The sequence below is a fragment of the Variovorax sp. OV084 genome (genome assembly GCF_900111625.1).
In the GTDB taxonomy this organism is placed as follows: Bacteria; Pseudomonadota; Gammaproteobacteria; order Burkholderiales; family Burkholderiaceae_C; genus Variovorax.
On the sequence record NZ_FOII01000001.1, the window covers coordinates 889,558 to 901,795 of the forward strand.

At 68.1% G+C, this 12,238-nt stretch carries 13 protein-coding genes; 8 read left to right on the forward strand and 5 right to left on the reverse strand.

Going from position 1 to position 12,238, the window contains the following annotated elements; genetic code table 11:
* The first annotated feature begins 18 nt into the window (after nucleotides 1-18).
* Nucleotides 19-1,515 carry a mannose-1-phosphate guanylyltransferase/mannose-6-phosphate isomerase gene (locus BMW87_RS04325; protein ID WP_093074434.1) on the forward strand — a complete coding sequence of 499 codons (1,497 nt, stop codon included), beginning with the start codon at nucleotides 19-21 and terminating at the stop codon, nucleotides 1,513-1,515.
* 26 nt (nucleotides 1,516-1,541) lie between these two features.
* On the opposite strand, the gene BMW87_RS04330 is transcribed toward BMW87_RS04325, so the two are convergent.
* Nucleotides 1,542-2,144 (reverse strand): DJ-1/PfpI family protein, encoded by a 603-nt coding sequence (locus BMW87_RS04330; protein WP_093074436.1) that lies wholly within the window; start codon nucleotides 2,142-2,144, stop codon nucleotides 1,542-1,544.
* Between the two features lie 85 nt (nucleotides 2,145-2,229).
* Between BMW87_RS04330 and BMW87_RS04335 the strand changes: the two genes are divergently transcribed.
* Entirely contained in the window at nucleotides 2,230-3,564 is a 1,335-nt protein-coding gene (locus BMW87_RS04335; protein WP_093074438.1) for an aminotransferase-like domain-containing protein, read from the forward strand.
* Nucleotides 3,565-3,610: 46 nt separating this feature from the next.
* On the opposite strand, the gene BMW87_RS04340 is transcribed toward BMW87_RS04335, so the two are convergent.
* The 3 genes from BMW87_RS04340 to BMW87_RS04350 form a co-directional block, all read right to left on the reverse strand.
* Entirely contained in the window at nucleotides 3,611-4,267 is a 657-nt protein-coding gene (locus BMW87_RS04340) for a dihydrofolate reductase family protein (protein ID WP_093058339.1), read from the reverse strand.
* Between the two features lie 169 nt (nucleotides 4,268-4,436).
* The gene (locus BMW87_RS04345) at nucleotides 4,437-5,573 is read right to left on the reverse strand and encodes a DSD1 family PLP-dependent enzyme (RefSeq protein WP_177192720.1); all 1,137 of its coding nucleotides are present in this window, start codon (nucleotides 5,571-5,573) and stop codon (nucleotides 4,437-4,439) included.
* An 11-nt stretch (nucleotides 5,574-5,584) separates the two neighbouring features.
* On the reverse strand, nucleotides 5,585-6,235 hold the full coding sequence (locus BMW87_RS04350) for an HAD family hydrolase (RefSeq protein ID WP_093074442.1): 651 nt from the start codon (nucleotides 6,233-6,235) through the stop codon (nucleotides 5,585-5,587).
* Nucleotides 6,236-6,301: 66 nt separating this feature from the next.
* Here BMW87_RS04350 and BMW87_RS04355 point away from each other — a divergent pair, with 66 nt between their 5' ends.
* From BMW87_RS04355 to BMW87_RS04380, 6 genes are all read left to right on the forward strand, one after another.
* Complete coding sequence (locus tag BMW87_RS04355) at nucleotides 6,302-7,213, forward strand: LysR family transcriptional regulator (protein WP_093074444.1); 912 nt, start codon at nucleotides 6,302-6,304, stop codon at nucleotides 7,211-7,213.
* A 95-nt stretch (nucleotides 7,214-7,308) separates the two neighbouring features.
* Complete coding sequence (locus BMW87_RS04360) at nucleotides 7,309-8,325, forward strand: ABC transporter substrate-binding protein (RefSeq protein ID WP_093074446.1); 1,017 nt, start codon at nucleotides 7,309-7,311, stop codon at nucleotides 8,323-8,325.
* Complete coding sequence (locus BMW87_RS04365) at nucleotides 8,322-9,395, forward strand: ABC transporter permease (RefSeq protein WP_093074448.1); 1,074 nt, start codon at nucleotides 8,322-8,324, stop codon at nucleotides 9,393-9,395. The genes BMW87_RS04360 and BMW87_RS04365 overlap by 4 nt, the downstream gene beginning before the upstream one ends.
* The gene (locus tag BMW87_RS04370; RefSeq protein WP_093074450.1) at nucleotides 9,389-10,192 is read left to right on the forward strand and encodes an ABC transporter ATP-binding protein; all 804 of its coding nucleotides are present in this window, start codon (nucleotides 9,389-9,391) and stop codon (nucleotides 10,190-10,192) included. The genes BMW87_RS04365 and BMW87_RS04370 overlap by 7 nt, the downstream gene beginning before the upstream one ends.
* A gap of 1 nt (nucleotide 10,193) precedes the next feature.
* Entirely contained in the window at nucleotides 10,194-11,357 is a 1,164-nt protein-coding gene (locus tag BMW87_RS04375; RefSeq protein ID WP_093074452.1) for a c-type cytochrome, read from the forward strand.
* Between the two features lie 66 nt (nucleotides 11,358-11,423).
* Nucleotides 11,424-11,630 carry a dodecin gene (locus BMW87_RS04380; protein ID WP_093058332.1) on the forward strand — a complete coding sequence of 69 codons (207 nt, stop codon included), beginning with the start codon at nucleotides 11,424-11,426 and terminating at the stop codon, nucleotides 11,628-11,630.
* Between the two features lie 35 nt (nucleotides 11,631-11,665).
* On the opposite strand, the gene BMW87_RS04385 is transcribed toward BMW87_RS04380, so the two are convergent.
* A complete protein-coding gene (locus BMW87_RS04385) occupies nucleotides 11,666-12,160 on the reverse strand; it encodes an arsenate-mycothiol transferase ArsC (RefSeq protein ID WP_093074454.1) in 495 nt (164 codons plus the stop codon).
* Nucleotides 12,161-12,238: the final 78 nt, after the last annotated feature.

Genomic DNA, 12,238 nt, shown 5'->3' on the forward strand with positions numbered 1-12,238 from the left:
ACCACAACGCAAACGATCATGAACACCCCCCTCATCCATCCCGTGGTCCTGTGCGGCGGCAGCGGCACGCGGCTGTGGCCTTTGTCGCGCAAGGCGCTGCCCAAGCAGTTCGCGCCGCTGGTCGGCGGCAAGAGCCTGCTGCACCTCACGCTCGAACGGCTGGCGGTGCTGAATGCCGACATCACCTGCGTCACGTCGGAAGACCATCGCTTCCTGGTGAAGGAAGCGGTGGAAAACGCGCACGCCACGGGCCGGCAGATCCTCGAGCCGGTGGCGCGCAATACGGCCGCGGCCATGGCCTCGGCCGCGCTGCTGGCCGAGCCCGACGACCTGCTGCTGTTCGCGCCCTCCGACCACCACATTCCCGACGCCGCGCTGTTCGCCCGCACCGTGCGCACCGGCGTCGAGGCCGCATTGGCCGGCAAGATCGTCACCTTCGGCGTGGTGCCGAGTTTTCCGAGCACCGCCTACGGCTACATCGAAGCCGGCGAACCCTCGGCCGACGGGCGCAGCCAGGCCGTGGTGCGCTTTGTCGAAAAGCCGACGGCAGCGGTGGCTGAACAGCTGATCCTGCATGGCGGCTACAGCTGGAACGCGGGCATCTTCCTCGTGCAGGCGCGCACGCTGATCGCAGCGCTGCGCGGGCATGCACCCGACATCCTGCTGTCCTGCGAGCGCGCCACTGCCGCCGTTGCAACCGACGGCAGCTTCCTGCGGCTGGACCGCTCAGCCTTCGAGGATTGCCGAGCCGACAGCATCGACTACGCCGTGCTCGAAAAGCACAAGGACATCGCAGTCGTGAAGTTCGAAGGCCTGTGGAGCGACGTCGGCAGCTGGAACGCGGTTGCCAGCCTGCACCCGGCGGACGACGCGGGCAACAGGCTGAGCGGCAAGGCCAGCGCGCTGAACTCGCGCAACACCTTCATCCACGCGCCGCACCGGCCGGTGGTGGCGCTGGGTACCGAAAACCTGATCATCGTGGACACGCCCGACGCCGTGCTGGTGGCCGGCGCGGGCTGCGCGGAGCAGGTGGCCGACGTTGTGCGCAAGCTCTCGCTGGAAGGCTGCGCCGAGGCCACCGAGCACCGCCGCGTGGTGCGGCCCTGGGGCGCGTACGACAGCATCGACCTGGGCGAGCGCTTCCAGGTCAAGCGCCTGACCGTGAAGCCCGGCGGCAAACTGTCGCTGCAGATGCACCACCACCGCGCCGAGCACTGGATCGTGGTGAAGGGCACGGCGCGCGCCACCTGCAACGGCGAAGTCACGCTGGTGCGCGAGAACGAATCGATCTACCTGCCCTCGGGCGCCATCCACCGGCTGGAGAACCCGGGCAAGACCGTGCTCGAAGTGATCGAGGTGCAGACCGGCGGATACCTGGGCGAAGACGACATCGTGCGCTTCGACGACACCTACGGGCGCTGCGGCCCGGTCAGGACACTGGCCGATGCGTCGCCGACGCAGGCTTCGGCCGGGTCGGGGGCGAATGCGGTGCTGCATGCGCCCATAAGGCGCTGAGCTGTCGATTCAGCCCGCACAAGAGGTCATTGCGGCAGGTACGGCGTGATGTTCCCGAGTGCGTTGGCCACGTAGGCTTCCTTCTCGCCCACGGGGGCGACGTAGTGAAGCGCTGCGGCGGCAGCCTCCAGCCCTTCGGTGCGGGCAATGATCCAGCCGGCCAAATAAGGCGCGGCAAAGCAGCCGCCCGCAGTTGCGACATTGCCACGCGCATAGAAGGGCTGGTTCAAGACCTCCACGCCGGCCTCCTGCACCCAGGGCTTGGTGGTCAGGTCGGTGCAGGCCGGTATGCCGCCCACGAGGCCGAGCTTGGCCAGGATCAAAGTGCCCGAGCACTGCGCTGCGATCAACTGGCGGGCCGGATCGAGCGCCAGGCGCCCCATCAGCTCGGGGCTGGCGACGACCTCCCGCGTCTTCACCCCGCTGCCGACGACGACGGCATCAGCAAGGCGCGCATCCTCCAGCAACGACTGGGCGCGTACGGTCACGCCGTTCATTGACGTGACTTCAGGGGTCGGACAACACAGGCTCACGCGCCAATCCGGCTTCTTGATGCGATTGAGCACGCCCAGCGCGATGAGCGAGTCCAGTTCGTTGAAGCCGTCGAAGGTGAGGATCGCGATGTGCATAGGATTCGTGCGTGAGGGCTGAGATGCGCTCATCGTAGGCCGGGCGATCAATACAATCAAAAAATTGTCATGCATACATCGCACGATGGCCGAAGCCCGCTACAAGCAACTGGTCGATGAACTCGCCGCCGAGATCCGCGCGGGACGCCTGCAGCCGGGCACCCGCCTGCCTACGCACCGGCGGCTGGCCGAGCGCCACGGCCTGGCACTGGTTACTGCTTCGCGCGTCTATGCGGAACTGGAGGCGATGGGACTGGTCAGCGGCGAAGTCGGTCGCGGCACCTTCGTGCGCGAAGCGGCGATGCACGGCGGTGTTGGCGTCGATCAGCGGACCATGGCACCGGACCTGCTGGACCTGAACTTCAACTACCCATCGCTGCCCGGACAGGCCGAGCTGCTGCGCGCCGCACTACGGCAGCTCGCCGCCGGTGGTGAACTGGACGCCATGCTGCGCTATGCACCCCATGGCGGCCGAATGCATGAACGCGCCTGCGTCGCCCGGCATCTCGCGTCGCGAGGACTGGCGGCCGAGCCGTCGAGCGTGCTGCTCGTCGACGGCGCACAGCACGGGCTGGCAGTAACGGTGATGGCGCTGCTGCAACCGGGCGACGTGGTCGCCGTCGACGCCCTCACCTACCCCGGCTTCAAGGTGCTCGCCGAGGCACACCGGCTGGAACTGGCGCCCATACCGGCATCCGGACAGGGGCCGGACCTGGACGCGCTGGAACGCCTGTGCGCGCGCCGCCGCGTGAAGGCCATCTACGCGATGCCGACCCTGCACAACCCGCTGGGCTGGGTGATGAGCGCAAGCCGGCGCCGCCGGCTGGCCGCCATCGCAAGGCGGCATGGCCTGCTCATCATCGAAGACGCCGCCTACGCCTTTCTGGCCGATGACCCGCCGCCGCCGCTGGCAACGCTGGCACCGGAGACGACGGTATATGTCTCGGGTCTTTCCAAGAGCGTGGCGACCGGGCTGCGCGTGGGCTTCGTCGCCGCGCCCGATGTGTTGGTGCCCAAGCTCGAACGCGCAATCCGGGCCACGACCTGGTGCACGCCGGGCGTGACCACGGCCATCGCCTGCGCGTGGCTGGAAGACGGCACGGTCAACCGCCTCGAGGCGGAGAAACGGCAGGACGCGGCGGCGCGGCAAGCCATCGCCAGCGAGGAGCTTGCCGGACTGCGGTGCGTGCGACACCCTTCGTCGTACTTCGTCTGGCTGTGCCTGCCGGACGAAACCCGCGCCGACTTGGTTGCGGCGGCGCTGATGCGCGATAGCGTCTCGGTGTCCACTGCCGAGCCCTTCGCGACGTCACAGCACGTGCCGCATGCGCTGCGCCTCGCGCTGGGGTCGGTCGGGCTGGACGAGCTGCGCAGTGCGCTACGGACGGTGCGACGGGTGATCGAGGAGCGGTCGTTCTGAGATGACGTGGCAGGACCCTGTCGACATTTGAGCCACTCTTCCCATGTCAAGGCGCGCTGCGGCGCAGGAACATATGCGTGGCGCGCTCGCCTGCCACCTGTCGTTCGCAGCTGTAGCCCATCGCCGGCAGGTCCAGGCCTGCGAACAGCGCCTCGCCTTTGCCCAGCAGCACCGGACGCACGGCCAGGTGCAGTTCGTCGATCAGCCTGGCCTTCAAGTATTCGCGTACGGTGGCCACGCCGCCGCCCACGCGCACGTTGCGCGCACCCGCGGCGACCTGTGCCTGTGCCAGCGCTTCGCGGATGCCGCCGGTGACGAAGTAGAAAGTAGTGCCACCCTGCATCGTCAGCGGCGCGCGGGCATGGTGGGTCAACACGAAGACCGGCACGTGGTACGGGGGCTCATCGCCCCACCAGCCTTTCCAACTCTCGTCCGGCCAGGGACCGCGCACCGGCCCGAACATGTTGCGTCCGAGAATCCAGGCACCTATTTCGGCGAAGCCTTGTTCGGCGATCTCGTTGTCGATGCCGGTCTCGCCGTTGGCCTCGCCCGTCTTGTGCATCTGCTGCCAGACGCGCGTGGGAAAGAACCAGTCCATGAGTTCAGGACCACGAACGCCCAGCGGGTGCTCCAGGCTCTGGTCTGGGCCAGCGGCGAAGCCGTCGAGCGAAACGCTGAAGCTGCGCACCAGTACTCGGGTCATGGGGCTGTCTCCTGCAAAAAGAGAGGCCACATCCTAGCGCGGTCGGCCTCCTCCGAGGCGACAGGGCTGGTGGCAAGATTCAGGAACCCTCCACGCGCACCCTGCTGCTGCGGCTCGACTTGGCTGACCGAAACGAGGCCGCTCTCGCTCAAGCGCCGACGCTGTGCACTCACCAGCCGTGGAAACGCCCCCAGGTTTCCAGCGAGCCGTCTTCAGACAGCGCTTGATATTCCGGAAACTGCGCGCCAGTCGCACAAGCGTGGTTCGGCAATATGCGCAGCCGCGTCCCGATGGGAAAACGCGCCGCAATGCCCGTGTCCGGCGCGCCTTCGCGCGAGAGGATGCCGTGCTCCTGATTGGCACCGCTGAGCACATAGCCGTCGAGTACGGTCCCATCCACGGAGCAGACCTGCCCATAGCCGAAGTCACGCTTCTGCTTCTGCGTGCCACGGTCGCGGCTCATCGCCATCCAGCCTGAGTCGACGATGGCCCAGCCCTTGTCGGCCTGGTGGCCGATCACCGTGGTGAGCACGCTCAGGGCGATGTCGCCCTCTGTGCACACGCCGATGTTGCGCATCACGAGGTCGAAGAACACGTAGACGCCGGCCCGCACCTCGGTAACGCCCTCGAGCGCCTCGGCCATCAGCGCCGTAGGCGTCGAGCCCACACTGACCATCGGGCACGGCAGGCCCGCGTCGCGCAGCCGCTGGGCAGCGCGCACGCAGCCCGAGCGCTCCTGTTCGGCCATGGCGCGCAAGGCTTCGGGCGTATCGAGCTCGTAGCTGGAGCCGGCATGCGTCATCACGCCGCCGAGGCGCATGCCGCCGTCGTGCAGCACGTGCGCCACTTCGAGCAGCGCGTCTTCTTCGGGCCGGATGCCGGAGCGATGGCCGTCGGTGTCGACCTCGATCAGCACGTCGAACACCTCGCCGTTCGCGCGGCCGAACTCCACGATCGCGCGCGCCGACTCGACACCATCCGTGAGGATGCCCAGCGCGCAGCCTCTGCGGCGCAGATCCATCGCATGCTGCAGCCGGTGCGGCGCCATGCCGACGGCATAGAGGATGTCGGTGAAGCCCTCGGCAAAGAACTGCTCGGCCTCCTTCAGCGTGGAGACGGTGATGCCCTGCGCACCCCCATCACGCTGTGCCTTGGCAACGGCGATGCACTTGCTGGTCTTCACGTGCGGGCGAAAGCGCACGCCGAGTTCGTTCATGCGCTGCTGCATGCGCGCGATGTTGTGCTGCATGCGCGAGCGCTCGATGAGGGCGGCGGGTGTGTCGATGGTGGCGAGGGTGTTGTTCATGAGCAAGCTCGTCATTTGCTGAAGGATTGCAGCCAGGGCAGCGTGGGTGCCAGCGTTGCCGCCTGCAGTTCAGGCGTCGGAGCACCCTGCGGCAGCGCCAGCCCGACGCGGTTGTGCCAGTAGGTGCGCAGCCCGACCGCCGATGTGCCGAACATGTCGTAGCCCGAACCGGCAACGAAAGCCGCTTCTTCAGCCTTTACACCCAGCCGGTCGAGCGCCAAGCGATACGGACGTGGATCGGGCTTGTAGAAGCCGGCCTCCTCCGAAGTGACGACCACGTCCCAGCCGATGCCCAGCCGCGCCGCCGCGCGATGGCCGAGGCGCTTCGAGCAGTTGGTGACTACGGCGAGCTTGCAGTGCGGCTTCAGCGCCAGCAGCAGCTCGCGTGCGCCGTCCCACACGGGCAGGGTGTCCCATTGGGCTTCGAGTGCGTCAGGTGCGGAGTCGGCCATGCCGGTCTGGCGCGCGGCGTCTTTCACCAGCTGCTCGTAGGGCACGTAGGCACCGCAGCCGTAAGTGAGCCGCAGGTATTCGGCGCGCCAGGCGCGGCCTTTCTCTTCGGAACCTGCGGCGGTGTTCCAGACGGTCCAGGAATCGAGCAGCGCCGTGAGCAGGTCGAAAAGCACGGCGCGTGGATAGGCGTTGTGGGCTTGCATGGGCATCGACTGTACGTTTCAAGGCCATGCTTGTGCTTCAATGCACGGTCATCAATCGTTAAGTACAAGTTAATGATCCAGATCGAAGACATGCAGCTTGCGGCCGCCCTGCTGCGCGAACCTTCGCTGAGCGCCGCGGCGCGCGCGCTCGACGTCACACCGCCCGCGCTGTCGATGCGGCTGCGCAAGCTCGAAGCCACGCTGGGCCTGTCGCTCGCCACCCGCACCGCGCGGCGGCTGAGCCTCACGCCCGAGGGCGAACGCTTCGCGCGCGAGGCGGCTACGCTGCTCGGCCAGATCGAGGGGCTGCGCGAGTCGATGCAGCGCGACGATCAGCGGCTCACCGGCACGCTGCGCATCGCCGCGCCCTTCGGCTACGGCCGGCAGTACATAGCGCCCATGCTCGCGCGCTTCGCCCGGCTGCACCCGGGGCTGAGCGTGCAGCTCGACCTGCGCGAAACCCCATGGCCCGACCGGCACGACGCCGACGCGGTGATCCACATCGGCACCGTGCGCGACTCGTCGTGGGTGGCGCGCACGCTGAGCGCCAACGAGCGCTGGCTGTGCGCGAGCCCGGAATACCTGCGCCTGCACGGCGTGCCCCGCGTGCCGCGCGACGTGATGGCGCACGACTGCATCAGCATCCGCGAGAACGACGAGGACGTGACGCTATGGCACGTGCGCCCGGCCGGCCGCGCAGCCGCCAGGGCCAAACCCCAGACCCTGCGCATCTCGCCCGCCTACGTTACCAACGACGGCGGCGTGGCCCGCCAGTGGGCCGAACAGGGCATGGGCTTGGTGCTGCGCTCCGAATGGGACGCGGCCGACGCCGTGGCACGCGGCACGCTGGTGCGCGTGCTGGCCGACTGGCAGTTTGACAGCGCGCCGGTCACGCTGCTGGTGCCCAGCCGCAAGGGGCGCACGGCGCGGGTGCAGGCCATCGTCGAATTCCTGGCGGAGAGCTTCGGCGCCAGGGAAAAGTAGTTGCGCGCATATCCATAGCCGCATTCATTCGTTGGCCGCGCGGGCCTCGCGCGCCAACACTCGCTGCTTCCAATTTTTCGGTGGAGAAGCTTGCGATGACCGTTCCTCTCGATCACTTACCGCCTTCGCGCCGCAGCGTGCTGCAGGCCGGGGCGGCGGCAGCCATCGTGGGCTCCGGTGCCCTGCTCGCCACCGTGGCACGCTCGCAGCCACGCAAACTCACCTTCGCCTGGAGCCAGGCCGGCTTCTGCCTGGCCCCGGTACCGGTGGCACTGGAGCGGGGTTTCTTCGAGAAGAACGGGCTCGACGTCGAGCTGCTCAACTGGGCGGGCTCGTCCGACCAGATGCTGGAGGCACTGGCGACCGCCAAGGCCGACGTGGGCGTGGGCCTGATCCACCGCTGGGTGAAGCCGCTGGAGGCGGGCTTCGACGTCAAGGTGGTGGGCAGCGTGCATGGCGGCTGCCTGCGGCTGGTGGGGGCCAAGGCCTCGGGGGTGACGACCGACCTTGCCAGCCTCAAGGGCAAGACCATCGGCGTGTCGGACCAGAACAGCCCGGCCAGGCAGTTCTATGCCATCCATCTCGCGAAGAAAGGCATCGACATCGAGAAGGACGTCGACTGGCGCGTCTACCCCGCGGACCTGCTCGACGTGGCCGTGAAAAAGGGCGAGGTCCACGCGATTGCCGACGGCGACCCGAACGTGTTTCTCATCGAGAAGCGCAACCCCGGCGTCTTCACCGAGATCGCCAACAGCGCCAAGGGCGAATACGCCGAGCGCCTGTGCTGCATCGTCGGTGCTCGCGGCGAACTGGCGCGCAACGACAAGCCACGCGCGGCCGCCGTGGTGCGCGCGCTCGCGCAGGCCTCCGACTACGTGTCGGAGAACCCGAACGAAGCCGCCAGGATCTATTCGAAATACGCGCCCAAGGTGCCGCTCGAAGACCTGCAGAAGCTGCTGGCCGAGCTCACCTACAAGCACCATCCGGCCGGCAAGGCGCTGCGCAACGAAGTGGAGGCTTTCGCCGCCGACTTCCGCAATGCCGGCATCCTGAAGAAAAGCACTGACGTAGCGCGCTTCGCCAATCACGTGTCGCTGGACGTTCTCGCATGACCACCGCTGAACAGGTTCTGGACTCGCCGCTCGGGTTGCAGGGCAATGCGCCCGCTCATCACGCACCGCGGCAGAAAACCCCGCAGACGGTTGCGCTGCGCCCTCCCGCCCCCACCGGCATCTGGCCCACCGGCCTGCTCGCCGCAGCCGCCTGGGTCGCGCTGGGCCTTCTCACGCTGCTGTGGCCGAACAAGGAAGTCGGCTTCAACGACTGGGCCTTCACGCGCGAGTTCGGCATTGCCACGCTGGTGGTCGCCGCCCTGCTCTTCGCAATTTCGCTGCTGGGCCACCGCGCGGGCAAGCTGACGCGAACGCTGCGGCCGGCCGGGCAATGGCTGGTCGCGCTGGCCGTGGTGCTTGCGCTGTGGGAGATCGGCACCGCCAAGCTCGGCGTGCTGCCCTCGCCTTTCTTCGCGCCGCCGCAGAGCCTGATCGACGTGGTTCATGAAGACTGGCAACGCCTGGGCCTGTCGACCGCGTATTCGCTGCGTCTGCTGGCCAATGGTTTCGTGCTGGGCGCGCTGATCGGCTTTGTCACTGGCGTGTCGATCGGCTGGTCGCGCATCGCGGGGTACTGGGTGCATCCGCTGCTGCGCTTCCTGGGGCCGGTGCCGGCGTCGGCGCTGCTGCCGCTGGCCTTCTTCTTCGCGCCGTCGAGCTATTCGGCCGCCGTGTTCCTCGTGGGGCTGGCCACCTTCTTCCCGGTGGCGGTGCTCACCTGGTCGGGCGTGGCCTCGGTGCACAAGAGCTACTACGACGTGGCGCGCACGCTGGGTGCTTCGGAGCGCTTCCTGGTATTGCGGGTGGCGATTCCGGCTGCCCTGCCGCAGGTGTTCGTCGGCCTGTTCATGGGCCTTGGCGCCTCGTTCTCGGTGCTGATCACGGCCGAGATGATGGGCGTGAAGGCCGGGCTCGGCTGGTATCTGCAGTGGGCCCAGGGCTGGGCTGCATACGCCAACATGTACGCGGCGCTGTTCGTCATGGCCGCGCTGTGCTCGGGCCTCATCACGCTGCTCTTCAAGGTGCGCGACCGCGTGCTGTCCTGGCAGAAAGGAACCGTCAAATGGTGAACGCCGTACTCCCTTCCCCACCCGCCCCGACCCAGACCACCGGCGGCGCGCACATCGACATCCGCGGCGTCAGCCACTGGTTCGAGGTGTCCGGCGGCGTGCTGCAGGTGCTCGACGGCGTCGACCTGCAGGTGCGCCCCGGCGAGTTCGTCGCGCTGCTGGGGCCCAGCGGTTGCGGCAAGTCGACCCTGCTGCGGCTGGTGGCCGGCCTTGAGCCCGCAACCGCCGGCGCCATCACGCAGAACGGCGAAGCCATCACGCGGCCCGACCCGTCGCGCATCGTCGTGTTCCAGGACCCGACGCTCTACCCATGGCGCAGCGTGTGGGACAACGTGGCGCTGGGCCTGCAGGCGCGCGGCGTGCTGAAGGAGCAGCGCGCCCGCGTCGACGAAGCGCTCAAGCTCGTGGGCCTCACCGAATTCGCGAAGGCCTTTCCGCATCACCTCTCCGGCGGCATGGCGCAGCGCGTGGCGCTGGCGCGTGCGCTGGTCAACGACCCGCAGCTGCTGGTGCTCGACGAGCCGCTGGGCAAGCTCGATTCGCTCACGCGCATCGCGATGCAGAGCGAGCTGGTCAACCTGTGGCAGCGCGCCGGCTTCTCTGCGCTGCTGGTCACGCACGACGTGGAAGAGGCGCTGTTCCTGGCCAACCGCGTGATCGTGCTGAGCGACCGGCCGGCGCGCATTGCGGCGGAACTGGTGGTCGATCTGCCTTACCCGCGCCATCGTGGCGACCCGCGGCTGGCCGAATTGCGGCACGAGGCGCTCAAGCACCTGGGACTCGACGCCACGTGGTGACATGAGCGTTTTGCCCGAGGCCGGTTGGCTCAACCTGCTGATCGGCCTGCTGCAGGGCGCGCAACTGCAGCTGTTGCGCCTGCTCGATGCGCTGGGGCTGGTCTCGCACGCGCACGGCCAGCCGGCATGGCCGTGGGCGCTGCGGTTGTCGGGCGAGAACCTGCTGATCGATCTCGGCCAGGCGCGACGGCTCGGGCTCACGGTAGTCGTGCTTGCGGTGGCGGTGCTGACGCTGCTGCTCGCCGCGCTCTGGCGTCGCCGCCGCGTGTGGCTCGTTGCAGCGGCCGCGTTGCTGGTCGCGCTGGCGCCCTGGCCCGAAGCCAACGTGGTGCTGGTACCCGCGTACCCGACCAGCTTCCAGACATCGCCCACCGGTTTCACCGCAGACAGCATCGAGCGCGGGCGCGTGCTGTATGCGGCGCAGTGCGTGGCCTGCCATGGCACCGATGGGCGTGGACAAGGACCGCTGGCAGCTTCACAACCCGTGTGGCCGCCCAATCTTGGCGGGCCGCTGCTGTGGCGACGCACCGACGGCGATGTGCTCTGGCATGTGATGAACGGCATGCGCGACCGGCGCGGCGCCCCGACGATGCCCGGCTTCGGCGGTGTACTGCGTGACGCGGACGCCTGGGCACTGATCGACTTCATGAAAGCGCAGGGCGCGGGTGAGAGCCTGCGTGCGGCCGGGCTGTGGACGCAGCCGATCGCACCGCCCGATGTGGCTGTGCAATGCAAGGGCAAGCCGCCACGCAGTCTGAACAGTTGGCGCGGGCAGCGCTTGCGGATCGTGGCTGCGGGTGCGAGCGTGCCGCCGCTGCTCGACGACCCGCGCCTCGTCACGGTGTTCCTTGCGCCAGATGCCACCACAGCCGTATCGCAGGCCGGTGACTGTATCGCCGCTTCATCCGCCGCATGGGCCGCCTTCTCGCTGGTCGCCGCGACATCGCAGCTCGCGGGCACGCAGCTGATCGTGGACCGCGACGGCTGGCTGCGCGCACGCGGCGAACCCGGCAAGGGCGCATGGAGCGACGACGACCTGCTGTGCCGCACCGAGCAGCCCGCATCGGCTGGCACGCGGCCGTTGGCGCCGGACGGCCTGGGCGCACTCATCGCGCGCATGGACGCCGAACCCGTGCGCTTCGTCAAGGGCGGATTCGTTCACTGACGCCCGCAACAGGACTACGATGTTTTCCGGGCCCATCGCCCATCAACCCAGAAGGAGACAGACCCCATGTCCAACCACGTCTACAAATCGCTGGAGCTGACGGGCTCCTCCTCGACCGGCATCGAAGACGCCGTGCAGACCGCCATCGCCAAGGCGCACGAAACGCTGCGCAACATCCAGTGGTTCACCGTCACCGAGACGCGCGGGCACGTGGTGGACGGCAAGGTCGCGCACTGGCAGGTGACGCTGAAGATCGGCTTCACGCTGGAGTGAGCCGAACGCGGGGGGCGTTCGAGCCAGGGCCTCTGCTAACGCATGTATCCCAGGTCCCGCACATCGGAGCGAACGGCCGAGCGGTCCGCCCCCTGCATCGGCAGGCTCACCAGCAGTTCGAGCCGGCGACGCAGCGAGAACAGCATCTGGACGGCGTCGTGCGCGGTCTTCTCCAGGTCGTCGCCGTCGGCGATGTCGGGGTAGGCCCACAGCGCCGCGTCGGGTTGACCGGGCCATGACGGCTGGCGGGATGCGCTGGCCGCGTCCAGCGTGATGACGAAGTCCGCCGGGGAGGCATTCGCGCGCACCAGCTCGTCCCAGCTGCGCGGCGGCCGTTCGGGAGGGGGAATGCTGGCGCTCGTCAATGCGGCAACGGCCGCGGGATGGAACTCACGGGCAATGTGCCCGGGTTGACCGCAGGAAGATACCGAGAACCGCTTCGGGTCCAGGTGCGCGAGGCACGCTTCGGCAAGGATGCTGCGCAATGAATTTCGTCGCGAGACGAAGATCACGCCAATACGTTTTTGCATGGAGCCTTGAATATAGCCAAGCGCGCTGACCACGTCATGACTTAGGTCAAGACCCTGTGCAACTGCCCCCGAACGGTG

Excerpts from the sequence above, each read along its gene's own strand:
- BMW87_RS04325 (WP_093074434.1), top strand. The coding sequence starts at position 19 with ATGAACACCCCCCTCATCCATCCCGTGGTCCTGTGCGGCGGCAGCGGC.
- BMW87_RS04330 (WP_093074436.1), bottom strand. The coding sequence starts at position 2,144 with ATGCACATCGCGATCCTCACCTTCGACGGCTTCAACGAACTGGACTCG.
- BMW87_RS04335 (WP_093074438.1), top strand. The coding sequence starts at position 2,230 with ATGGCCGAAGCCCGCTACAAGCAACTGGTCGATGAACTCGCCGCCGAG.
- BMW87_RS04340 (WP_093058339.1), bottom strand. The coding sequence starts at position 4,267 with ATGACCCGAGTACTGGTGCGCAGCTTCAGCGTTTCGCTCGACGGCTTC.
- BMW87_RS04345 (WP_177192720.1), bottom strand. The coding sequence starts at position 5,573 with ATGAACAACACCCTCGCCACCATCGACACACCCGCCGCCCTCATCGAG.
- BMW87_RS04350 (WP_093074442.1), bottom strand. The coding sequence starts at position 6,235 with ATGCCCATGCAAGCCCACAACGCCTATCCACGCGCCGTGCTTTTCGAC.
- BMW87_RS04355 (WP_093074444.1), top strand. The coding sequence starts at position 6,302 with ATGATCCAGATCGAAGACATGCAGCTTGCGGCCGCCCTGCTGCGCGAA.
- BMW87_RS04360 (WP_093074446.1), top strand. The coding sequence starts at position 7,309 with ATGACCGTTCCTCTCGATCACTTACCGCCTTCGCGCCGCAGCGTGCTG.
- BMW87_RS04365 (WP_093074448.1), top strand. The coding sequence starts at position 8,322 with ATGACCACCGCTGAACAGGTTCTGGACTCGCCGCTCGGGTTGCAGGGC.
- BMW87_RS04370 (WP_093074450.1), top strand. The coding sequence starts at position 9,389 with ATGGTGAACGCCGTACTCCCTTCCCCACCCGCCCCGACCCAGACCACC.
- BMW87_RS04375 (WP_093074452.1), top strand. The coding sequence starts at position 10,194 with ATGAGCGTTTTGCCCGAGGCCGGTTGGCTCAACCTGCTGATCGGCCTG.
- BMW87_RS04380 (WP_093058332.1), top strand. The coding sequence starts at position 11,424 with ATGTCCAACCACGTCTACAAATCGCTGGAGCTGACGGGCTCCTCCTCG.
- BMW87_RS04385 (WP_093074454.1), bottom strand. The coding sequence starts at position 12,160 with ATGCAAAAACGTATTGGCGTGATCTTCGTCTCGCGACGAAATTCATTG.